The sequence below is a fragment of the Xenorhabdus japonica genome (assembly GCF_900115195.1).
Classification (GTDB): Bacteria; Pseudomonadota; Gammaproteobacteria; order Enterobacterales; family Enterobacteriaceae; genus Xenorhabdus; species Xenorhabdus japonica.
Map to the genome: position 1 here is coordinate 1 of NZ_FOVO01000049.1, position 21,486 is coordinate 21,486.

Below are 21,486 nucleotides of genomic sequence, written 5' to 3' on the forward strand. Positions count from 1 at the left end.
TGTACCTTCTTCATGTCCTCAGCAAAGGCCACCCGGTCGGTAACCTGTGTGGTCTGAATATGCAGGATTTCCGCCCGCATATCCCCGTTCACTTTGGGGGTAGTTTGGATATCGAAAATTATTGTACGTTAAGCTGTATCCCAAGCTCGTTTTTTGAGCGTAGGCACGTTGCACAGAAGCTTAAACTGACACACCGCTATGCAACGTAGGTAGTGATCAATCAATCAATTAATGAAACAATGCCTTCAAAAACTTCTATAAGCTCAATTTTGTTGCTATTGCCATCTCTATAAGTAGAGCATCTTACGATTTTTTCGGCTGTCATTAAGGGCCAGAACCTGTCCAGTACGTCGTTAGGTTTCGTGCCTGTTGCCTTTCCTATGATTTTTTTCGCATCACATGTATCTGTGAAAACAACCTGAACTCCTGTCTCATCTCTTATTAGGTCAGGGCAAAGATAGTTTTCAATTTCACGTTTACGTGTGGCAAAAAACCTTTTTCCGGCCCCTTCTACTTCCTTTTTTCGTTTCTCTATCGAAAGAACTTGTGCTGGATCTCCTCCGATATCCGAATCAAGAAAAACGCACCATGGTAGTCCAAGGTCATTTGCCAGATTTAATGTTACCCAATGTTTAACACTTCCGCACCCTCCAATCAGAATGGGCACAATATTTACATCTTCTAGGCTAACAGGTATATCTCCGGATTGTTTTAAACATTTTCCTGCGTGTCTAAGGAATGTTACATCTGATTTTCCTTCAACTAAAACTATACCTTTAGCTCTTTCCATACCAGTCTCTGGCAGAACGCCAAGACTTTCTGTCGCTTCCCTGAGAACTGCATTATCAGGCATTTTTACAACAGGCTGTCCATCTGCATCTTTTGTTACATAACGGACACCTTCGAATGGAATTAATCCTGCCAAAGCTGGGACATGTGTTGTTACAATAATTTGCCTGTTAGGTTGATTTGAAAGCGACAATAAAGCTTTCATCAACATAATTTGATAATTAGGGTGCTGTGATGTTTCTGGTTCTTCTATAGCGTAAATAACGTTGCGTTGAGTGCCTGATACTGATTTTTCGGCCTCCGCTCTAAAAAAATTAAGTAGAATAAGTCTTCTTACACCGCTTCCTCTTTTATTTATTGGAATTCCATTCTCACCATCGAGTGTAAAGTTAAATGTCCATTTAGGTTTTTCTTTAAACCGCGGAGTGAGCTCATTCGCAAGCTCTGGTGCCATTTCTCGCAGTTTATCAAGAGTCCTCTCAGCAACATCTAATACACTGTCCTGGATTTCTTGTTCAAGAGCTGAAATCTTCCCTTGCAAAGCAGCCTGAGCATCTTTAACAGCTTGTTGTAATGGGTTTTTTGCTTCAGAGTCACCATCGCTACTTTCTCTGTCGGCTTTGAAAAGAGCAAAGGTAGGTAGTTGTTCAAGAATCCGGCTCCATATTGACTTAGTTTCTGTTCCTAATCCTTTATCCACATCAAGCAAAATTTCAGCACACTCATATGGCATAGCTGCATCTCTGATAGCCTGGCGCCATAAAGATGCAGTTCGCTTATCCTCCACGTTTTGCTCAACATCTTTTCCTGTCGCTTTCAATTCTGATATTTTCATTCCCAGCAAATTGTTTAACGGATCATCTACAGGGTGTTGGCAACGGATGTATGTTTTATCTGGTTTTCCAGTTGTTGTCGCTTTGAATGCTTTTACAATTTCGAAATACCCATGACTATTTAATAAATGTTCAGAAGCCAGAGTTGTGCTCACTCGCTCATCAATAAGTATTACCGGTGGCAGATCATCAAACTCACAAGAAATTTCAAAGTGAGTTTCTCCATAAGCTATACTAAAGCAGTTCATATCATTTTTATCTGCTTTAATTCCATCGATTTCAAAAAATATAGCTAATGCTTCAAGGATTGTTGATTTGCCAAAATCATTACGACCAACAATTCCTGTCATGGCTTCATCGACAGGAATTTCTATTGTGTTTCTATAACCCCTGAAATTGGTAAGTTTGATCTTTCTGAGTCGCATGTGCAGTCCTTATTCAGTGTGTGAAAGCATTTCTTTATATATAGCCTGTATTCGACATACTTGTGAACAGCTATATCCTGTAGCATCAGCTGTTTCGCGAATACTCAGTTTCTTAACCTGCCGGTAGTACAGCACTTTCTGGTGACGCTCACTATCGGCCTGTTTACCCCGGTATTTACCCAGCGTATGTGCTCGCTCAATCCCCTGTTTTTGCCGCTGGCGGCGACTCAGCCAGTCCTTATGCGACATTGCGGCCATCAGATCGATAAGCATGTTATTGATGGCGGTTATAACAGCTCGGGTGATCGGATCAGCCTGTGAAGGGTCTTTATCCGACAGGGCTTGCCATGAGGTGGGAACATCCAGGCTGACAATTCGCAGTTCATGTTGTTCGATCTGTTTTTTCAGTGTCATCCAGTCGCTGTTGCTCAGGCGGGTCAGACGGTCTATCTGTTCGACCAGTAAAATATCATTACGGTGACTGTCCATCAGTAAACGTCCCAGCTCCGGACGGTCAAGTTTTGTGCCGCTGATGTTCTCCCGGTAATAGCTGGCTATTTTATGCCCCCGCTCACCAACGAACTGCTCCAGCATTTCTTTTGCCCGATCGGCATACTGATCTTCCGTCGATGCCCTCAAATAAGCCCTGATGAACATTTTTTCACCGTATTGTCGCATTTAGGTTATTGCATTTATTCTATCGCATATAGGTTATGTCATTTGTCGTGTACCGTCACGTTTTGATTATTGCGTCAGGGTGTACCCTTATGCGATATCCAGTTTTGTTAAAAATACCGCGCTGAATAATTTACGAGGAAAACTATATGGCAAGGAGGCAGATTCTTTCTCTGTCTGAAAGAGAATCATTACTGGCATTACCGGACGATGAGTTAACGCTGACCCGAATGGCGTATTTTAGTGAACATGATCTGGCGCTTATCAGTGCTCACCGTAAACCCACCAGCCGTTTTGGTTTTGCCGTCCTTCTTTGCTACCTGAAAAATGTCGGCTTTGCCCCAGATAAAAAAATTCCACCATCTGATGCACTGCTGAAGCACATCGCCAGCAGGCTAAAACTCACCGGGGATCTCTGGCTGGCTTACCTTTCCGGCAGGGATACCACGCGACGCGAGCATTTAACCGAACTGTACCGCTATCTTGGCGTAAAAGCATTCACCAACAAAAGACAGCAGGACTGCGTTACACACCTGCTGCCAATGGCGACGCGCACCGATAAAGGTATTCTCCTGGCCGAAGAACTGCTGGTCTATCTCCGGCGGAACAAAGTGATGATCCCCGCGATTGATGTCGTGGAGCGTACCTGTGCGGAGGCCATGACTGGCGGCGATAAAATCGTGTTTCAGACGCTGAATGCCCCGTTAACCCCGGCTCACAGGGATGCCCTGGATCGTTTACTTGAGTCATCAGATAATCAGCCTTCCCGGCTGACATGGCTTCTGCAACCGCCAGGTAAAATCAATGGTAAGAACGTACTGCAACATCTTGATCGGTTGAACAGCATTGAATCGCTGGCATTACCGGAAGGTATCGATCGTACCATTCACCAGAATCGGTTGCTGAAACTGGCGCGGGAAGGCCGAAAGATAAGCAGCCGTGATTTGACCCGATTTTCAGCTGCCCGGCGTCATGCGATCCTGGTGTGCGTCATAGAAGAAGCCAGAGCCACCCTGACAGACGAAGTGATTGAGCTGCATGAGCGAATGTTGAACAGCCTTTTCAGCAAAGCCAAAAGAACACAGGCAGAGCGTCTTCAGCAGACCGGAAAGCTGATCCAGTCAAAATTAAGGCAGTATATCGATGTCGGTCAGGCTCTGTCTGAAGCTCGTGATTCCGGTGGAGATCCATGGCTCGCAATAGAAAACATACTGCCATGGCCTGAATTTATCACCAGTCTGGAGGAAACACGCCATCTCGCCCGAAAAAATAATTTTGACCCGCTGCATATTATTACCGAGAAATACAGCACATTACGGAAATATGCCCCGCGCATGTTGTTCACTTTGCAGTTAGTAGCAACCCCGGCAGCACAACCTCTGGCCGATGCGCTATTCGTGATCAAAGATATGTACCGGAAACAGTCACGGAAAGTACCGGCGACAGCGCCGCTTGAGTTTGTCCCTGAAAGCTGGCGAAAGGTGGTGATTACCCCTGCGGGTATTGACCGCCAGTTCTATGAATTTTGTGCGCTCAGCGAGCTTAAGGGAGCGTTGCGCTCCGGGGATATATGGGTTAAAGGCTCACGGCGCTACAAAAACTTTGATGATTACCTCATTCCCAGCAAGGACTTTGACAAACTCACACCGGCGCTGCCCGTATCTGCTGATTATCATGAATACATTACCAGTCGTATGACACTGCTTCAGTCTAAACTTGAAGACGTCAATGCCATGGCCGCGCGTGGTGAACTGCCCGATGTGGAAATATCTGATAGGGGCGTAAAAGTCTCCCCGCTGGATAACAGCGTTCCGGAGCAGGTTTCACCGCTTGCAGAGCTGGTTTACAGCATGTTACCGCGCCCTAAAATCACGGAAATTCTTGACGAGGTAAACAGCTGGACGACGTTTACCCGACATTTTTCGCATATAAAAAATGACATTACCCGTCCCAATACCCGCCTGCTTCTTACCACCATCCTTGCTGACGGCATCAATCTTGGTCTGACCAAAATGGCAGAGGCCTGCCCCGGAAGCACCAAATCATCACTCGAAGATATCCAGGCATGGTATATCCGTGACGAAACCTATTCAGCCGCCCTTGCAGAGCTGGTAAACGCGCAGGGGAAGCGGCCGTTAGCGGCATACTGGGGAGACGGGACAACATCATCATCAGATGGACAGAATTTCAGAACAAGCAACTCAGGCCGCTACGCAGGGCAGGTTAACCCGAAATATGGGCAAGAGCCTGGACGTCAGTTTTATACTCATATCTCGGATCAATACAGCCCGTTTTACACCTGCATAATCAGTCGGGTCAGGGATTCAACCCATGTGCTCGACGGATTGCTGTACCACGAAAGCGACCTAGAAATCCGGGAGCATTACACCGATACTGCGGGTTTCACCGATCATGTCTTTGCCCTGATGCATCTGCTGGGATTTGCATTCTGTCCACGAATTAGGGATCTCCACGACAAGAAGCTGTTTATCAAAGGGAAAGCGGATCAATACCCGGCACTTCAATCACTGATATCCACGACCAGCCTGAACCTGAAAGAGATCGAAATTCACTGGCGTGAAGTGCTACGTCTGGCGACCTCTATAAAGCAGGGAACAGTGACGGCATCCCTGATGCTGAAAAAACTGGCAAGTTACCCCAAGCAGAATGGACTGGCCAAAGCACTGAGAGAGATTGGTCGCATTGAGCGAACCCTGTTTATGCTCGACTGGTTCCGCGATCCTGCACTGCGTCGGCGGGTACAGGCGGGGCTGAATAAAGGTGAAGCCCGTAACGCGCTGGCGCGTGCGGTATTCATGCACCGGCTGGGTGAAATCAGGGATCGAAAACCGGAAAATCAGAGCTATCGCGCCAGTGGACTGACGCTGCTGACGGCTGCCATCTCCCTGTGGAATACCGTATATATGGAAAGAGCGGTCGATGCCCTGAAGCGTAAGGGGCTGAAGATCAACGAGCAACTGCTGTCGCATTTGTCCCCGTTAGGTTGGGAACACATCAATCTGACAGGTAATTATATCTGGAAAAGCAACAGGATACCGGCTTCTGGTAAGTTTCGTCGCCTGAGGCCAGCTAAAGTCGAGAGGGTCAAAAAATAGCCTTAACGTACAATAATTTTCGATATCCAAACTGACCCCACTTTCAGCTGACGCTGGACAGCTGACCCCGTCAGGGCGGCAGCGGCCATAACCGCCTCAGAGTTATAGTCAATCTGCGACTGCAGCCGCTTCCCGACTTCGGCGGTGAGGAATGCATGACCTGCCGCATCGGTAATCCAATTCGTATCTGTTGAGGACTCACCCCTAACAAAATCTGTCCACGGGGACTGATTACCGGATTTATCCACCAGCCTCGCCCGGAAGTAAAAGGCCACCCCGGCCGCCAGTCCCTGCATTGTGTGTGTTCGCTGCGGGTAGGGAATATCCGCCAGTAACATCAGCCCCTCACCGTCATGGGTCGGGCTGTACTGGATTTCGGTTTTCAGTGTGTCATCGGTCTGGGACGCAAATCCCCAGTCCAGCTGGATACCGAAGATAATTGGCGTCGCTTTGAAAGCTAACGGGGCGGGCGGGTTGCCTGCTTTTCCCTTTAGGTAAGTTTCCGGGGCATTCGCCCAGAGGCTGGATATTTCTGAGGCATTAATTGCCCGTACCCGTGCCTGATAGCGTCCGGCGTAGATGTTGGGCACCTCAAAGCCCTGCGTGGAAGTCCGAGGGGCGGATATCCAGTTGCCGTTATCCCGCCGCCATTCTGCCTCATAGGCAATGGCACTTTCTGCCGCATCCCATGTTACACGCAGGGTATTGACCACAATCCCCTGATTCACCACAGAGTGACTGTTGATAGTGACCTTTTTCGGCGGGGGCTGAACGCCGGGCGGAATGACTGAGATAGGACGCTCGTCAATGCGCGTGCCGGTGTCAATATGGGTGTACTTGTCGGGGTTATGCTCAATGGCGGTGATTTCAAAAGATACCCCGTCCTCACCCTCCTTGATGCCCGTCACCCTGAATTGCTGGACCGCTAAATCCGCCGCATCCATCGCCCAGACGCATTCAATGGCAGGGGTTTCTGAATAGGCGGTGGTGACCGTGATAACCTTTCCGTTTACCGCCTGAATGGTGCGCCCCTCCGCTTTGCCCGACGGCAGGTTCAGGATTAACCGCTCCCCGACTTTTGCCGAAGATGCCCGGTCTAAAGTGATATTGCGCCCGTTCACGTCACTGACCCGCCCGCCCAATACACGACCGGAAAACATTTCATCCGCCACCCCGATGATGTAACCGGGCAGCGGAATTTTGCCCTCCAGTCCCACGGTAAACGTGACCATCCGGTCATACTCGTTGGTGTACAGCACCCATTTACCCCGCCGGATAGCCTCACTCTGGCGGGTACAGCCAATCGCGGTCACATCGGCCTGCTTCACCTGAAAGCGGCGGATTAACCGGTTATCGAAAACAGGTTCAACCGCATCCTGATAGCCGTTCTGTGGGTCTGACCAGCTCACCATGGCCGTACTGTAATGGGTTTTTTCACTGGAACTGGCATAAACAAACTGACCGTCACGGACATTGGCGCGGGTATAAATGTAATCCATATCACGCGGCATATCCGCCAGCACATTCATGTTGTTGTTAGCCCAGAACGTCATGCCCCGGAAGATACCCGCAATATCCCGTAAGACTGTCCACGCATCTTCCTGTGACTGGATATAGACATTACAAGTGTGCCTTGGCTCCATGCCTCCTTTCCCATCAGGCACAAGCTGGTCACAATACTGCGCAATGCGGTACAAATCCCATTTAGCCAACGACAGGTTTTCCGTCTTCACCCGCGTACCAATACTGAACCGGTCATGGATCATCAGGTCATACAGCACCCACGCCGGGTTATCTGTCCACGCCCATTTAAATTGTCCTGACCACACCCCAGAATAAGAGCGGCTTTCCGTATTATAATTATCCGGCACGCGAATGATGCGCATCTTCGGCTCACATGAAACCTGTGGGATATTACGAAACTGCTTGGCGTCAAACTGGACGAACAACAAGGCGGTTTCGGGGTAGCTCAGTTTGGCGTCAATCACCTCCGTAATCGCCTCGACCACCATCGCATCGGCAATCCGGTTACTGGTCTGTTTAGGTGTCAGGCGACGGACACGCACCTGCCAGCCTGAGTGCGCCTTGGGTAAATCAATGCGGTGTGAACGTTCATATTTGGTGGTCGTCTTGCCATCCACGGCAGACGCGGGTAACTCCCGATACGCCCCGCCATCGGTTGCCACATCTATGGTGTAGTCGATGCGATAGCCCACCGTGTTCCCGTTTTCTTCCTGCTTTTGCAACTGAGGCCATGACAGACGGATACGCACTGCCGACAGCTGGGTATTGGTGACCGATTTGACCCATGACTCATGGAGTTCAGTCCCGACGGTCAGCTCATTCTCCACGGCGGGCATGCCGGGAATATAGTCTTGATGGGGCGTTCCGTGGCGAAATTCCCACTTCACCCCCTCAAAGTTAGCCTGACCATCGGGGCCAATGATTGGTGTGTTATCCAGAAAGATATTGGTGCCATCGAGTCCGCCCGCGAATTCGCCTTCCCCCAACGCCAATAAGATTTTGGCATACGAAGTCGACTGCAACGAGTCCGGTGACTCAACAGGCGTGCGGGGGCTTTCATTGCCGCCTTTGCTGCCCTGAATAAGATGATTTCCCATATTTCACCCATTAAAAAAGCCGCTAATGCGGCCTGTTGAATGCTGATTTTATTATTGCTGGTCTTCGGCGTAGATACCCGCTGAAATAATGGCCCCGCCGATGCGGCGTTTACCGTAACCCACCGGAACCGGGTTCCCCTGCGCAATGGAATTTACAGGCCCGCCAAAGGCATAACTGGGTTTATTGTCGGGATCTTCCCGTCGCGCCAGTCCGCCCGGCATGGGTGATAGCATCTGCACCACGCCGCCCAGCATCATCCCGACGCCGGACATGACCATCGGCGCCCCCCACGGGGTCGCCCACATAAACGCCCCGGCGACCACCATCACCGCGCCGAGAATAGTCTGGAAAATACCCGCTTTTTTGCTGCCGATGATGATGGGCGCAATCCGAATGTCACCCTTGCCTGAAAAAGCCAGTTCCTCCTGACTGATATTGCGTTTGCCGATAAACACAGCAAAGGTTAATCCGCGCTCTCTGGCGGTCAGAAGATATTTTTCAAAACCGTCAACCAGCACAGAGAGTGCCCGGATAGCCTCGATTGGCGATGATACTGCCAGTTGATATTCTCGCCCGAATTGAGGAATGAGCGCGCCAGAAAGGCGCACGCTTCGCAATGTGTTCATAAAATTACTCCTGATACCTGACTGTCTTTATGGTCCGTTCCTGCCAATAGCCACTGTAAGACACACGATTACTGAGTTGCCCGTACATGTGGTACAGCATTAACCCCTCACCAATATATACCCCGGCATGATTGGGTTCCTTGGCCTGTACCTGCATAATGATCACATCCCCCACCTGTAGTTCACTGCTGCACTCGGCAAAGCCCGCCGATGCATAGTGCTTCATATACAGGTTTTCGCCGTTATTCCACCAGCCATCGGAACGCGCAAAATCGGGGATAGCAATACCACGCTCCAGCCGATACCAGTCACGCACAATGGAATAACAATCCCAAATACCATGCACGAACGGGCGGCCTAACAGGGGTTTAATACCCTCCGTTGGTATAACCGTGCGCACATCCCCCTCCGGCCATGAGACAATCACCCACGGGGTTTGTGACAGGTCACACTGGGCAATGTCTAACTGGCTGGGTTGTGTTGTCGCATCCGGGTGACTGTGGACAATGGCAACAATGGTGCCTGCATCCTCAGCATTGGCATAATCTTCAGGATGCAGGCTAAATTGTTCGGTGGGTGAAGGGGCGGTATTACGACAGGGAATATAGCGCTGTTTGCGGCTGTTCTGGATCACCAGACCACAACATTCATTCGGATATTCTGTCCGGGCGTGATCCATGATGGCCTGAATAATAGGTGGACGTAACATTTCCATATTACCGCCTTAATAATGCAGAGCCGGGGAAGCCACCGAACGGAAGCTGATTACCTATTCCAAAACGTGGTTCACATCCCGTTGATAATAACCCAGAACAAGCGTCTTTTGAGGGGTCATCGGTCGAATTGCCGTCCTCATCAAAGTATCGGGTGCCCGTGTAATTACAGGGGGATTTCCGATATAACCCACGCATACACCACGTACACAGGCTATGAATCTGTCGCTAGTGAAAACGAGGATTAAATTTAATGCATTGATATATAAAGATAATTAAATGATTTTATTGTGGTGTTCTAAGATTTTTTTATACATATGTTTACACATAGTTCACTGAACAAATCTATAAACAAAACACAATATGAGAACAGGTTAAAAGAAGAGAGAAGGGTAGGTGTGAACTATAGGCACACCAATCGAATGAGGTCAATACACTAAATGTACTGAGCTACTGACTGATAACGAATTTCGTCGGTAGTGAGAGGTCAGTACGTTAAAAGTACCAACCTTGTGAAGAGGTTGCGCTGAATTTCGTCGGAAGCTATTGCAAAGGCAGTTAACTCTATGTGGAGAGGCTACCCAATAATTTTGGGTTGGCTGAACTCTGCTTTTTAAAATGGTAAAGCATCAGCTTTATTCTGGTTCTACTCAATTCGTAATGCATTGATAGCCGATGCAGGCATTTCGATAACCGTTTTAACACTCTTATCAATTCTCTCAATAATTCCTGTTCTGGGACCGTTTATCCATGCGTCACTTTTATAAAATCTGGCCTGTACAGCCGACAGTTCGTTCATATCTTCAAATGCCCGGATAAGATAATAACAATCGGGGTTATGTAGCGAGTTGCCGAAACTCACCACATCAATTCCCTGTGAGCGATGCAATGGAACGCTGACGTTTACCATAATTTCATGAAACTGACTGCCGGTTCCTTTCTTTAACTCGTACTGGAGGATTTCGATGATCTTGTTGTCCATGTATTCGCCTTACGTATTGTTATTCTGAATGATGTGAGCATAACGAATAATACCGAAAATATAGTAACCGCATAGCTATTAAGCGATTGAGGAAACAGCCAACTGATAGCCCTGCCAGTAAGAAGCCTTTCCCGTCACTGTGATCACCTGACCTTTCTGTAACAGCATCACCGATAGTGCCATTTCATCAAAGCCCACGACACGCAGCGGGTAATCACTGCGCTTATCACTCTGCGCCTGTAGGGTAGCGACTGCCATCACCTTACCCGTCTGGCACTTGATACGCTTGGGGGTAACGGTAATCTTGCCTGTGATCGTAGCGACTATCGAGGGTGCATTCTTCTTCTGTCTTCGTGCCATGTTCCACCGCCTATAGATGATCTGGATTTAAATAATGATAATAATCAATAACTTAAATAACTGCGAACATAATACGTACTCAGTCACTGAGTTACATTAAGTAACCTTGTACTGGACGGCTCGAACTCAAGCCCTTCTGTGTTGCGATTTCCACAATGGAGGTTTAGAAAATTTATTCGAAAATTACGCTCTAACGAAAAAATCGCGAAATAACTGTACCATCTGTACCACTTGGAATATTTTAATTTAATATCAATCAATTAAGGTGGTACAGATGCGAAAAATAACTGTTAATAACTGTCCATATCTGTACCACCGCTCACGGAAGTAGTGACCAGTAGCAACCGTGATGATCTTCACTATAGTTGGCTAACTCATTGATTTATCCGAGGCCGTCACTTTGACCAACCGAGCAACTGAAAATTATTTTTCACCTGCTAGGCTACCCTCTTTAAGAGGTGTGGTTGCTTTTTGTACTCCACTACATAATGACTGCAAATTAACCGCGTCGCCAAAAGATACACGCAAAGTTTACGCACCTCTTAATGAGTTGCGCAAATTCTGTGAGTCAGCCTGACTAACGCTAAAATTGTGAGTAAATGTCATTTATGTACAAAGCCATTTGTAAGTAACTCTCGGTTACGCTCAAGACCATTTGCGACTGACTAACTGTCAATTACACCCAAAGTCCGATTATCGGATATTGGATTTTGCAGCGACGAATTTCGTCGGGACAAACTGAACCTCTTAAAGAGGTGTAGTTCTTGCTCTATGCAACGAGGTAAACAACCGACAATAAGTCCGATGGTTAAAATACAAGCAGACCCCAAATTCGGGGTCTGATTAAATATCAATGGGTTATCACCTAAGCCCGAATTCGGGCTTTGCTCTATCAATAAATATTGATATGCAAAAATGCACATTACTCACCAAGACGACTGTGCAAATCAGCATAGTTTAATATATAACCCGTTGATTCTTTCGAGGTCCTCACTTTGGAGGAAGCCGGATAACCCACTATCGACGAAATTCATCGTCAGACATTCAGTTACATACGGGAAGATCCCACATGTACAAAAGTAAAAGGTATGGTGAAAATCCCCATACCCTCACCCGTGTGCATAAAACCAAGGTGTGATACCCCACCTTGAGATGATCCGGTTTTTGCTTCATGAATAAAATTAGATGGTTAACCGTGGCTCAGATTTGAGTTACCTTATCATTCTGTGTCATTGGCGAAAAATTTTGCGATGCTTTCTTTTGGTTATTATTGATGGGGTTGACATAATAAACCCGCAGAAAGTTGCGGGTTAAAACGAATTAATATTTATTTTATTTCCTCAAGGTAATCTGGATTATATCGGGATTCTATTTTTATATCGACGTGAAATTCGCCCGAATTATCACCAAACGAACCAGGGACATCATTGAATAAAAGTATTAGCTCTCCGTCTACAGGAATAGTTTTATGGAGCACCCCATTTCCAATCTTAAACTTCTTGTTGGTTATTTTAGCAACGAGCGTAGCTATTGATGGGGGTTGTGTTCTAATAGGCAAAGGGCCGTCAGGTGATGCCCATTCAACATCAGGGCGGCCATACTTTACCCATCCCTTAGCAACAATAGATATAACATCTCCCTTTTTGAGAATAAGCCCTGTAGGTTGACCTTTTTCAGATGTGACAGAAACAGCTCCAGACCAATCGTACATAGTATTACCTCCAATCATTATGTTTTGAAAGCGACTTTCTTAGTCTATGAAAGCGGTGGGATACTTCTCCGCCTGTGAACTTCAATAAAATGGATTCATCAATACCGGATAGGACTTCTTGGATTAGGATGGCACGGAATGGCAGATAGCACATTAACAAAATCTGTCGCCTATAGTTAATAAAGTTTGGTATCACAAAGGCGAAATTACCACTTCCTAACCCTTTGATTTAATTAATTCTGGTTTCCTGACAGAATTAGCTAAAATCAACGGGTTATATCAACAAGGCTAAACCGCATAGAGGGTTATGGGACAGCTTAATTTCAAGCCCTCCTATTGGCTGTGTGGTGTGTATGGACTGTTTCTCACTGGCAGGCACATTCTGCCCTTATCACACCGTAGCGGCCCCATCAGCAAGGCTCAGTTCATACATGGCTTCATAGATAATCTCTTGTAAGGCTGCCACGAATTCAGCATCTGTGGAGCTGGACGCAGTAGCCCTGAGTCGGGGACCATGCTCAGGCGCGATAGCTATCAATCGGGTGCGCAGACGTGCATATTGCTGCCTGACCGCATCGATCATATCCTGCCACGGTAATACCTGACCGGACTTCAGGTCGTACTCATGCTGGGTCAGCAGCGCCAGATAATTCTCCTTCATGGTCCGAGCTTCATCCAGTGTCATATCTGCGCCCCGCTCTGTGAGGATACGCTCCACAATTTTTGCCGGGGTATCCACTTCAAGCGTGTTACCTTTGGTTTTTTTCTCACTACGGGTAACAGTTTTCCGGTAACGTTCAATGAGGGCGTTTGAGGCCTCAACATCAATGTCGTCACCTGTCATAACCAGCCAGCCACGGGCTTTCCATGTGGTGACGGTCTTGCGGCTGACCCCATGTAATTTGGCAAATTCGGACTGGTTCATCTGTTACCCTCGTGTTACCTGTTACCCAAATTTCAAAAGTTCACAGCTAGTGAAAAAACGCGGCGCGCAATGCCCCCGTTATATAAAAGCTCTGGTAAGGACCCAAAAAATTATGCAGCGTTACTATCACTGCCTGAATGCCTGTCTCTGCCGTTCCCGTTCTTCATCAACCCTGCGCTTCTCCTCTTCCTCTTGCCGTTGACGCGCTGCAATGCTCTCAGGTGAGTGAAGATTGTGACGATGCATAACGTCATTCATCCGTTGAACCAATGTCTGTACATCGCCCTCTGTCATAGGCTCAATATAGCTTTCCAGCTTCTCATTCGCTGCCCGTAATGAGGCATGATATCCGTTAGCATCATCATTCATCAGACTGTAGTTGAAGGCTGCCAGATTCTTGTCTTCATCGTCTAATAGTTCCCAGCCTGAACAGACCGCTTCCATCTTGCGTGTGGTGTATTGACTGAGGTGGCGATGGCTTTCACTGAGCATGGTGATTGCGTGTTGGTGTGATGCGTGATTGTCGATGAGGTGCAATGCATAAACAGGATTGTTTTTGGCCTCCTGGCTGCTGGCTATCCTGTGGGCATGACTGTGTGTATCCGTGGTGTGATCTTCCTGCTGCTCTGCATTTGGTGAGTACCGTGAAGCATAACGCCCGGTATAACCACGGGCACGGTTAGCATCAGGGCGTAAATGACTAAAGCCGTATAAGTCAGACTTCATACTACCCCCTGTCAGTAGTTGCCGTAATCCGCCTGCCTGATACCTGTTTTAGCATAGGCTGCATTCAGTTTCTCAGCCGCTTTTGCGATGGCTTCCTGATATTCCTGATCGGCCTGCTTACGGGTTTCTACATTGTCTGCGGTGTTCGGGTTGCTTTCATTCATCATTTGCCGGGTTCTTTCTATCAAATTCTGTATTTCATCCTCTGTCATCGGCTCTTCCATCTTTTTCAGTGCGTTGACAGCGTGATGTCTTGCTTGGTTGTAGCCGTTAGCATCACCGTTATTAACTGAAAATGTCATGGCTTTGACGGCTTTTTCTTCATCATCCAGAAACTCCCATGACGGATCATGCTCTTCCATATACTTACGGGTGAACTTTGACAGGGCTTCCGGTTCATCCTGTAACTTCGCTTTAATTTTCTTCGAAGACAGATCGGTTTCACGCAATAGCTTAACTGCCAGTACCGGGCTGTTTTTGGCTTCTTCCGATACAGCGACATTGTGTCCTCTGCTGTGCTTTTTGATGGGTTCGGGTTGGTTGTCTTGCTCAGTGATGAGATCCATAATGGGTTCCTGTGCCGGTTCAGTGGTGTAGTGTCCAGAATCATCATCAGCCCGTGCTGAAAAATGACTAAAGTTGTATTGTGGGTCTTTGTTCTGTTTGTGAGCTGCTTTACGTTTGAAGCGGCCTAATCCTAATATCTCGGACATACTGTAATTTGCCATTTGTTATCTTCCTGTCTGTAATAAAGCCTTGTCGACCAGCTTGCGAGCCACTTCGTGAAGCGTGGGTTTAATACCCAGTTCTGAACGACTGTACTCGTCCTGCTGTATCTTGCGTAGGGCATCCATCTGCTGACGAGTCAGTAAGACGGCCTTGTTATCGATTTTCATACTTACACCTCAATCGCTGATAATTTATACAGCTATATTATTGCAATATATGCAACAAATCAAATTAATGATGCAAAATAAGAAACAATAAAATTCGCTATAAATTAACGACAGCAGGAAGCGGCAATATCATGAGATACCGCCGTTTGATGAGGATTAATGAAAGGACGCTGAGGAGTGAGTAATCAATATGGGGCTTATTTTTCATCAGGTAAACCCCCGGCTCATACACTGGAAACATGAGGACAGGATACTGACAAATCTTTGCGTTTTGATGTGTTATGAGTATGTTTTACCGGAACATGCGATATTAACAGAAAGTATTAGTTAAATGCCCATGTCCAGATGCCGGGGGGATCGGTAAGGAAAGCCGAAGCATGGTGATAAACCCGCAGGAAAGTGCGGGTTGGTATGAGTTGTATATGCATCGCCTTAAGCGGCTTTTACTATGTATAAAAATGCGATATAGCGAGGGTGTGTTTCAGTTCCACCAGTGCTACTGGTCGTGCCGTTATAATACAGAAATGTGTTATTGTCATTATCTGTTCTACCTGAACCCAGAGAGTTGTTATACCCATCAGGTTGCCACTCCCAGTTTGTAGCACCACCAATAGAGCCATTGTTTTCGCTATAATATCGGTCACGATAATCATGTGTGTGTGATTGGATTTGGCTGGGCTTTGCGGATAACACATTAATAGTTGGATCAATTCCGCGTCCTGCATCTGCACCGCGAATAAACTCAGCTCTTAAATCAGGTAATCTTCCAGATGGATAAGCAATAGCAAGTTTTGGATATTTTGCCTTATCAAACGAATCGCCGTTGCAGATAAGCCAGCCTTCAGGTGGGTTCTCCGTTGGCCAAGGAACAGGAACGCCAACAGGCAGACTGGAATCATCCATATGCGCATTAGTGGCATTTTGATTCGCTGTATTAGCTAAGTCATATGCTGCTTTCACTGCCTTTGGCGTTGCCGCCATTGTTTCACTATCACTACCAACATCGTTGCTCAGGACAACAAATCCTTTATCTTGCAGTGTTGCATTGGGATGATTACGGCTCTGAGCGTGTTCTTCTATCGCGCCTTTAACATATTCACGGGTTGGCACGACGACTACTTTATCTTCTAAGGTTTTTGACTCAGGTTTTTTATCTTGAATACTCATATTTATTCTCTCATTTAATCAACAATACAGATTGCTAAATAACATGAAGGCGGTGGGATACCTCTCCGCCTGTGAACTTCAATAAAATGGATTCATCAATATTGGAGAATAGGGCTTGAATTCAATTTGAGGCATGTTTTGATGGTAGGATGGCATAGAATAGTAGGCGGGGTATTAATAAAATTATCTTCACTGTTGATGGAAATTAACGTAATAAAAAGGCTACATAGATTATTGAATAATCAGATATGGGAAATCCCATAACGGGATAATTAATACCCTGCATTTAATAAATGGTATTGACTATCAGCACCAAACTTCAAATATACACCTCACTGAACCAACCATCGTCTTTCAAATTATAAGCCTTGCTATAGTCGCAATCCGATTGAGGTGAAAATCTGACCTAAGTAAAGTTTCCGGTGAGTTAACAGTAGGATGAAATTACCTTTAACGAATAATAAAGTGAGGGATTTATGTCTGACGTTAATAAGCTAGAGAATACAGTTCTTAAGTGTCCGTTTTATCCAAGCCAATATGATATTGGTATTGGCGATTATCATCTTAGTACTCCATTCACGGTGAAGTAATACTAATTTCTATTTTTAATGATTTCATTAGGAAAGGAGAATGACATGAAGATTATATCTAGCGCAATTCCAGTCATGTTATCTTATTTATTAGTGTCTTCGGCCTTTGCAGTTGAAGAAAATATTAATATAGAAAAACAGCCCGTTTTTTCTGCTGAATATAATATGGAAGTAAAAAATTCCTCTTTTTCTGAAAACAGCCTTATGATGGTTAAAAAAAGCACTGAATGTATGTACGATAGTAGTGCAGATCAGATAAATATTGAGTCTGGTAACCAGCAAAGTATTTACTTACAGGACAATGATAATTTATTTAGTGGTTGTACACGTATAACCAAACGGGTTGACTGGGCTGTTTCTAGTGGCTCTGTGAGTTGTACTTTAAGCTTTGAGCATGGATACGATTCAGGGTGGTATACACAAATTAAAGGGTGCTCAGATATAGTTAAGAGCGCTATTTGTAATGAAGATGCCAACTGCAATCAAATTAAAGTTTACGGAAGTGAATCGAATATAGATATAAATGTAGAATTCCTTGTTCGGTGAATACGGTAACTTTAAGTTTTATGCAACAAGGCGAGGAATCTCACTTTTTATATCTTGAATTAGTTAAAAGGTTAAATGGAACAATCCTTCCCTTTAACCTAACCCACTTATTTAATTGAATTCCTGCGCCATGCAGGAAATAAGAGGAATCAACAAGTTATCTAAAGGTGGGGTTTCTCACCTTTAACTCTTCTACTGGTCAGGCATCCTTCCGTTTCAAACGGAGGCAGTAAAAGAATTAGGCACACAATGCATTAAATATCAGCGAAATTTTTCGCTCATCCCGAATCAGTCAAATCTTCGTCCGATGAACCCACCGAAAGCTGCGGGTTAAAATCCGACCAATATTGTATAACTCAAGCCTGAGCCACCTGCGGCAACTGTAATGATCTTCGTTATGGTTGGATAGGGCGTGCTGATTTTCCCGATTTGGAATCGGATAAGACATTGCCACCTCAGAGCAAATACTCTTCGCATTCAAGGCTACAAAACCAAAACTCAGGCAAGCCAAATGATAAGTTTTGATAAGGTTGATGCCTTTCTCTACGCTATACGCCAAAGAAATAGCACAAGCGAAATCCTAAGAAATCTTAAGGTAAAAGCCTCTTTTGGCAGACCAATCAGGCGGATCACCCATCGCTAAATCCTAACAATTCTTAACATTAAAACCGTTTTACGAAGCATCACAACCCCGTTCCGTCCCTGTAACCTGCTGCGCAATACTGCGCAAACTCAGGCCACATCTGCGCAAGCAAAGTGCGCAAAGCAACAAAGTGCGCAAAATGATACCCAAGAAAAGCCGGGGTATTCAGCCATTGCGCAGAATGAGACGGCTAAAATTGCGCAGTAATAACCGACGGAAAACGCGGGTATTCAGAGACTATTGCGCAGAACGGGGGACAAGATGCGCAAGAAAACGCAGGTATTTTAAAGTGATACTGGAGCCACCAATTTATCAGAGGCTCTTTATCCGGTTCTATTTTTTTGTATATATAGTGAAAAGTTACCGACAACGCCACTTATAAACTCTCTCATGCGTCTCTGAATCCTTTTGCCTGCCAAAAAAGGAAAGTTTTTATTCTGGCAGGCACCTTGTTTTACGCGTGTATAGCTTCCGAATTCATCAAGTGCCATGAAAAGCCGCAAGGCTCAGCAGAACGTATAAATTTATCTTCGGGTAAATAGAGTAATTCACAATAGCCATCACTCGGATGCAAGGGTTCCATGCCAAACTCTGTTGTTAAAACGGGTAATATTTGCGTGCATATCCTTTCTTGTTCCTCATATTTGACATCACATAACGCCCATGCCGCTACGGGCGAATACCATTCTGTTCCCGTCGCATTATTCTCGGTAAACTTAGCCCACCATCCAGCAACTGCGGGTGAAATACTTTTGATATTTAATTTATCTCTCATTTTGCATCTCTCCTATATAGGGAAATCGGTTTTTTCTTGGGATAACGGGATAAGTTCCTATTTCTTGTTTTATATCATCACGTTAACTTATCCCAGACACCCTGAAAACTTATCCCATGATTTTGATTTTTGGGATAACTTCGATTCTTGATGAGTACCCATAAAAACGCATTATTATTTTATTTGGGGTAACTTGGGATAAGATGGGATAGATAACGATACAATAACATACTAATAATTATATCTTTTTTATTACTTATCCCGTTATCCCACTTATCCCAAGACTTTTGGCTTATTAAGGGATTTCTATTTTGACTGGCTAATCTTCCTCGTTATCAATGAGTACAACAAATCGCTGCTGACTGCCATTAATGCTGATAGTTTTACCGTCTACCCGCCCCGATTCAGGTCTAATTAAAATCCCGGCTTCTTCCAGTGCCTCAGCGCCCAATTTCTTTTGAACCCCAGCGAGTATTTCATCTTCGAATACTGACGGGATAATATGATATTCATCTTTTCCATCTTCTCGCCTGCCAGAGACAAGGTAGCCCGCAAGGTTTGTGATCCTGCCTGCATGTGCTCTGTCTAGCTCACCATTACGTTTTCCGTAGGTATAAGGCTGGAAGCGATTTAGACCATAGCGTTGAATAAAGTCTCGCGCCCGTTTCACAACCTGATATTTCTCTCGATTACCTATCCCGTAGTTCTCCATCCATTCATTGAAGCTGTCACGAACAAAACGGTTACATTCTGCTGTATCCCATCCTGTTATAGATGCTGATAGTTCGGCGGTGGCATCCAACATAGCGAATCGTGTAGCAACTCGTTTTACTTGTGGCGAGGCGTTATCAGGCAGGCTCTCTAACCATTCCTTTTCTTTTTGAGTTACCTTCTGGCTGGCTTCATCTTGTTTTGCTGCGAGAATTTCTATCCATGCTCTACCCGCTGCCCCGCAATGCTGAGTTGACGCGCGTTTAATGGCTCTTGAGTGCAAATCACCATCATCAAGGCTGTGGAATTCTACGGTATCGGTAAACGGCACACTGACCAACCGAACTAATTGACCCGCTTTAGGCATGACGCCATTACGGATCAGGTAAGTTTCGAAGTCTTCTTCCCCTGTAGACAAGGCGACAATTGCCCAACGCAATACTGCTTTGTTCCCACCGTCCTTATTGCCCTGAATGCGCCCCGTGCCGTTAAACAGGCTGTAGGCACTCCCGGCAACGTGCTTAACATCGTTACCTTGTCCTATTTCATCAATGGGCATAAAACCATCATTACGTGAGGCGGCTTCAATCGTTAACCCGTATTTAGTGGCATCCCACGTCAATTTAAGCTCATCCGGTACACCGTAAATACTGGAAGCTGCCTCAACAGTAGTGGTTTTTCCTGCTGAGGATTGGGCAAATAAGTGGATACCAAAAGAACTTCCTCCAACCAATGAGTTAAGCGGCGCGGCTAATGCCACCAGTCCCCCTAAGATCATCGATTGGTTTCCCGTCATTAACGAGGCGACATTTTTACGCCAACTTTCGACTGTTCCTCTCACAACATAGCCCGCTACTGCCGATGTACCCCCACAAAACGCCACAGGGCGGGTAGGTGTTCCAATGATGTGACCATCCGGCATAACATAAGCGCCATCATGCCAGCCTGCCGTATGGGTGATAGTCCATTCTTCACGTGTCCCCTTGCGTTGAAGATATAAGGCTAATGAGTCCAAGTGACCGCGTTTAGTCGTGATGTTTACCCCACGGGATCGCAAACGCCCCCATCCTTGAAGCGAACCCAGTTCGCGGCGCGGAATAGCCTCAAAAATCATTTTTCCGCTCCCCTCCTGCTTCATCTGAATAACTAAATGACCTTCTTTACCATCACTGCCGATACCCACGGTTTCCATTTCATCAGCAACCCATGTTTCTTGCTCGTCAATCTCGCCCGTGCTGTTGTTTTGTTTGCGTTCGATGTAATACAATCCGCCATGTCGCTTATCAAAGAACGGTTTCAAGTCAGTATTTTTTTTCTTTCTGCCGCTGTCTATGTGGATCACTACCGCTTCATTCATTTTCTTCTCCTCCACCTGATACACCCCTTCACTGAATGCCTGTTTTGCTGCCTCAATACCGTGCTGCTGGCGATAATCGTCCCAATCGGCCTTGTGCTCTGTTGGCGGTAATGCAATCCACCCGTTAATAGCCTTAGCGATCTTCTTGGCTGCTATCTTGCCGACGTTTTTCTTAGGCTTACCGTTGTCGTCCAGTTCCTCCGGTGCGTGCCAGTCATTGTCGGCGGCAAGGATAATTCTCGCGTCTGGATACCGTTCCCTGACCTGTTTAGTCACAGTCGGTAAATTGCCTTCATCA

At 46.1% G+C, this 21,486-nt stretch carries 18 protein-coding genes and 1 pseudogene; 3 read left to right on the forward strand and 16 right to left on the reverse strand.

Annotated elements, in window-relative coordinates:
* The coding region (locus BM135_RS17230) for a hypothetical protein (protein WP_217644307.1) at positions 1-209 on the forward strand (209 nt) is incomplete at its 5' end.
* An 11-nt stretch (positions 210-220) separates the two neighbouring features.
* On the opposite strand, the gene BM135_RS14765 is transcribed toward BM135_RS17230, so the two are convergent.
* Together BM135_RS14765 and BM135_RS14770 are read right to left on the reverse strand one after the other, a co-directional pair.
* A complete protein-coding gene (locus BM135_RS14765; protein WP_092520960.1) occupies positions 221-2,047 on the reverse strand; it encodes an AAA family ATPase in 1,827 nt (608 codons plus the stop codon).
* Between the two features lie 9 nt (positions 2,048-2,056).
* Positions 2,057-2,704, reverse strand: coding sequence for a recombinase family protein (locus tag BM135_RS14770; protein ID WP_092520961.1), 648 nt, complete (start codon positions 2,702-2,704; stop codon positions 2,057-2,059).
* A gap of 167 nt (positions 2,705-2,871) precedes the next feature.
* On the opposite strand from BM135_RS14770, the gene BM135_RS14775 reads away from it, so the two are divergent.
* Complete coding sequence (locus BM135_RS14775; RefSeq protein WP_092520979.1) at positions 2,872-5,838, forward strand: Tn3 family transposase; 2,967 nt, start codon at positions 2,872-2,874, stop codon at positions 5,836-5,838.
* Positions 5,839-5,840: 2 nt separating this feature from the next.
* Here the strand turns inward: BM135_RS14775 and BM135_RS14780 are convergent, their stop codons facing one another.
* The 12 genes and pseudogenes from BM135_RS14780 to BM135_RS14830 form a co-directional block, all read right to left on the reverse strand.
* Positions 5,841-8,459: a TipJ family phage tail tip protein gene (locus BM135_RS14780; protein WP_092520980.1), complete on the reverse strand. Its 2,619-nt coding sequence runs from the start codon at positions 8,457-8,459 to the stop codon at positions 5,841-5,843.
* A gap of 51 nt (positions 8,460-8,510) precedes the next feature.
* Complete coding sequence (locus BM135_RS14785) at positions 8,511-9,086, reverse strand: tail assembly protein (RefSeq protein WP_092520981.1); 576 nt, start codon at positions 9,084-9,086, stop codon at positions 8,511-8,513.
* A gap of 4 nt (positions 9,087-9,090) precedes the next feature.
* On the reverse strand, positions 9,091-9,795 hold the full coding sequence (locus BM135_RS14790) for a C40 family peptidase (protein ID WP_092521011.1): 705 nt from the start codon (positions 9,793-9,795) through the stop codon (positions 9,091-9,093).
* A gap of 7 nt (positions 9,796-9,802) precedes the next feature.
* Positions 9,803-10,027: pseudogene (locus tag BM135_RS14795) on the reverse strand (phage minor tail protein L); the annotation flags it as partial.
* 418 nt (positions 10,028-10,445) lie between these two features.
* Positions 10,446-10,781: an NIPSNAP family protein gene (locus BM135_RS14800; protein ID WP_092520982.1), complete on the reverse strand. Its 336-nt coding sequence runs from the start codon at positions 10,779-10,781 to the stop codon at positions 10,446-10,448.
* 78 nt (positions 10,782-10,859) lie between these two features.
* Positions 10,860-11,141 (reverse strand): hypothetical protein, encoded by a 282-nt coding sequence (locus BM135_RS14805; protein ID WP_092520983.1) that lies wholly within the window; start codon positions 11,139-11,141, stop codon positions 10,860-10,862.
* Between the two features lie 1,327 nt (positions 11,142-12,468).
* Complete coding sequence (locus tag BM135_RS14810) at positions 12,469-12,852, reverse strand: LecA/PA-IL family lectin (protein WP_092520984.1); 384 nt, start codon at positions 12,850-12,852, stop codon at positions 12,469-12,471.
* A 391-nt stretch (positions 12,853-13,243) separates the two neighbouring features.
* A complete protein-coding gene (locus BM135_RS14815) occupies positions 13,244-13,777 on the reverse strand; it encodes an RNA polymerase subunit sigma-70 (protein WP_092520994.1) in 534 nt (177 codons plus the stop codon).
* Positions 13,778-13,903: 126 nt separating this feature from the next.
* Complete coding sequence (locus tag BM135_RS14820) at positions 13,904-14,503, reverse strand: hypothetical protein (protein ID WP_092520996.1); 600 nt, start codon at positions 14,501-14,503, stop codon at positions 13,904-13,906.
* Positions 14,504-14,514: 11 nt separating this feature from the next.
* Positions 14,515-15,231: a hypothetical protein gene (locus tag BM135_RS14825; RefSeq protein WP_092520999.1), complete on the reverse strand. Its 717-nt coding sequence runs from the start codon at positions 15,229-15,231 to the stop codon at positions 14,515-14,517.
* A 3-nt stretch (positions 15,232-15,234) separates the two neighbouring features.
* A complete protein-coding gene (locus tag BM135_RS17100; protein ID WP_175486170.1) occupies positions 15,235-15,399 on the reverse strand; it encodes a hypothetical protein in 165 nt (54 codons plus the stop codon).
* 432 nt (positions 15,400-15,831) lie between these two features.
* Positions 15,832-16,566, reverse strand: coding sequence for a phage tail protein (locus tag BM135_RS14830; protein WP_092521002.1), 735 nt, complete (start codon positions 16,564-16,566; stop codon positions 15,832-15,834).
* Positions 16,567-17,201: 635 nt separating this feature from the next.
* On the opposite strand from BM135_RS14830, the gene BM135_RS14835 reads away from it, so the two are divergent.
* A complete protein-coding gene (locus BM135_RS14835; protein WP_092521006.1) occupies positions 17,202-17,702 on the forward strand; it encodes a hypothetical protein in 501 nt (166 codons plus the stop codon).
* 1,097 nt (positions 17,703-18,799) lie between these two features.
* On the opposite strand, the gene BM135_RS14840 is transcribed toward BM135_RS14835, so the two are convergent.
* Positions 18,800-19,120 (reverse strand): hypothetical protein, encoded by a 321-nt coding sequence (locus tag BM135_RS14840; protein ID WP_092521009.1) that lies wholly within the window; start codon positions 19,118-19,120, stop codon positions 18,800-18,802.
* A gap of 319 nt (positions 19,121-19,439) precedes the next feature.
* The coding region (locus BM135_RS14845) for a TOPRIM and DUF927 domain-containing protein (RefSeq protein WP_139204120.1) at positions 19,440-21,486 on the reverse strand (2,047 nt) is incomplete at its 5' end.

What these genes read in the sequence shown, in the direction of transcription:
- BM135_RS14800 (WP_092520982.1), bottom strand. Translation starts at nt 10,781, where the DNA reads ATGGACAACAAGATCATCGAAATCCTCCAGTACGAGTTAAAGAAAGGA.
- BM135_RS14820 (WP_092520996.1), bottom strand. Translation starts at nt 14,503, where the DNA reads ATGAAGTCTGACTTATACGGCTTTAGTCATTTACGCCCTGATGCTAAC.
- BM135_RS17100 (WP_175486170.1), bottom strand. Translation starts at nt 15,399, where the DNA reads ATGAAAATCGATAACAAGGCCGTCTTACTGACTCGTCAGCAGATGGAT.
- BM135_RS14815 (WP_092520994.1), bottom strand. Translation starts at nt 13,777, where the DNA reads ATGAACCAGTCCGAATTTGCCAAATTACATGGGGTCAGCCGCAAGACC.
- BM135_RS14835 (WP_092521006.1), top strand. Translation starts at nt 17,202, where the DNA reads ATGAAGATTATATCTAGCGCAATTCCAGTCATGTTATCTTATTTATTA.
- BM135_RS14765 (WP_092520960.1), bottom strand. Translation starts at nt 2,047, where the DNA reads ATGCGACTCAGAAAGATCAAACTTACCAATTTCAGGGGTTATAGAAAC.
- BM135_RS14830 (WP_092521002.1), bottom strand. Translation starts at nt 16,566, where the DNA reads ATGAGTATTCAAGATAAAAAACCTGAGTCAAAAACCTTAGAAGATAAA.
- BM135_RS14770 (WP_092520961.1), bottom strand. Translation starts at nt 2,704, where the DNA reads ATGTTCATCAGGGCTTATTTGAGGGCATCGACGGAAGATCAGTATGCC.
- BM135_RS14810 (WP_092520984.1), bottom strand. Translation starts at nt 12,852, where the DNA reads ATGTACGATTGGTCTGGAGCTGTTTCTGTCACATCTGAAAAAGGTCAA.
- BM135_RS14775 (WP_092520979.1), top strand. Translation starts at nt 2,872, where the DNA reads ATGGCAAGGAGGCAGATTCTTTCTCTGTCTGAAAGAGAATCATTACTG.
- BM135_RS14785 (WP_092520981.1), bottom strand. Translation starts at nt 9,086, where the DNA reads ATGAACACATTGCGAAGCGTGCGCCTTTCTGGCGCGCTCATTCCTCAA.
- BM135_RS14790 (WP_092521011.1), bottom strand. Translation starts at nt 9,795, where the DNA reads ATGTTACGTCCACCTATTATTCAGGCCATCATGGATCACGCCCGGACA.
- BM135_RS14825 (WP_092520999.1), bottom strand. Translation starts at nt 15,231, where the DNA reads ATGGCAAATTACAGTATGTCCGAGATATTAGGATTAGGCCGCTTCAAA.
- BM135_RS14805 (WP_092520983.1), bottom strand. Translation starts at nt 11,141, where the DNA reads ATGGCACGAAGACAGAAGAAGAATGCACCCTCGATAGTCGCTACGATC.
- BM135_RS14780 (WP_092520980.1), bottom strand. Translation starts at nt 8,459, where the DNA reads ATGGGAAATCATCTTATTCAGGGCAGCAAAGGCGGCAATGAAAGCCCC.
- BM135_RS14840 (WP_092521009.1), bottom strand. Translation starts at nt 19,120, where the DNA reads ATGAGAGATAAATTAAATATCAAAAGTATTTCACCCGCAGTTGCTGGA.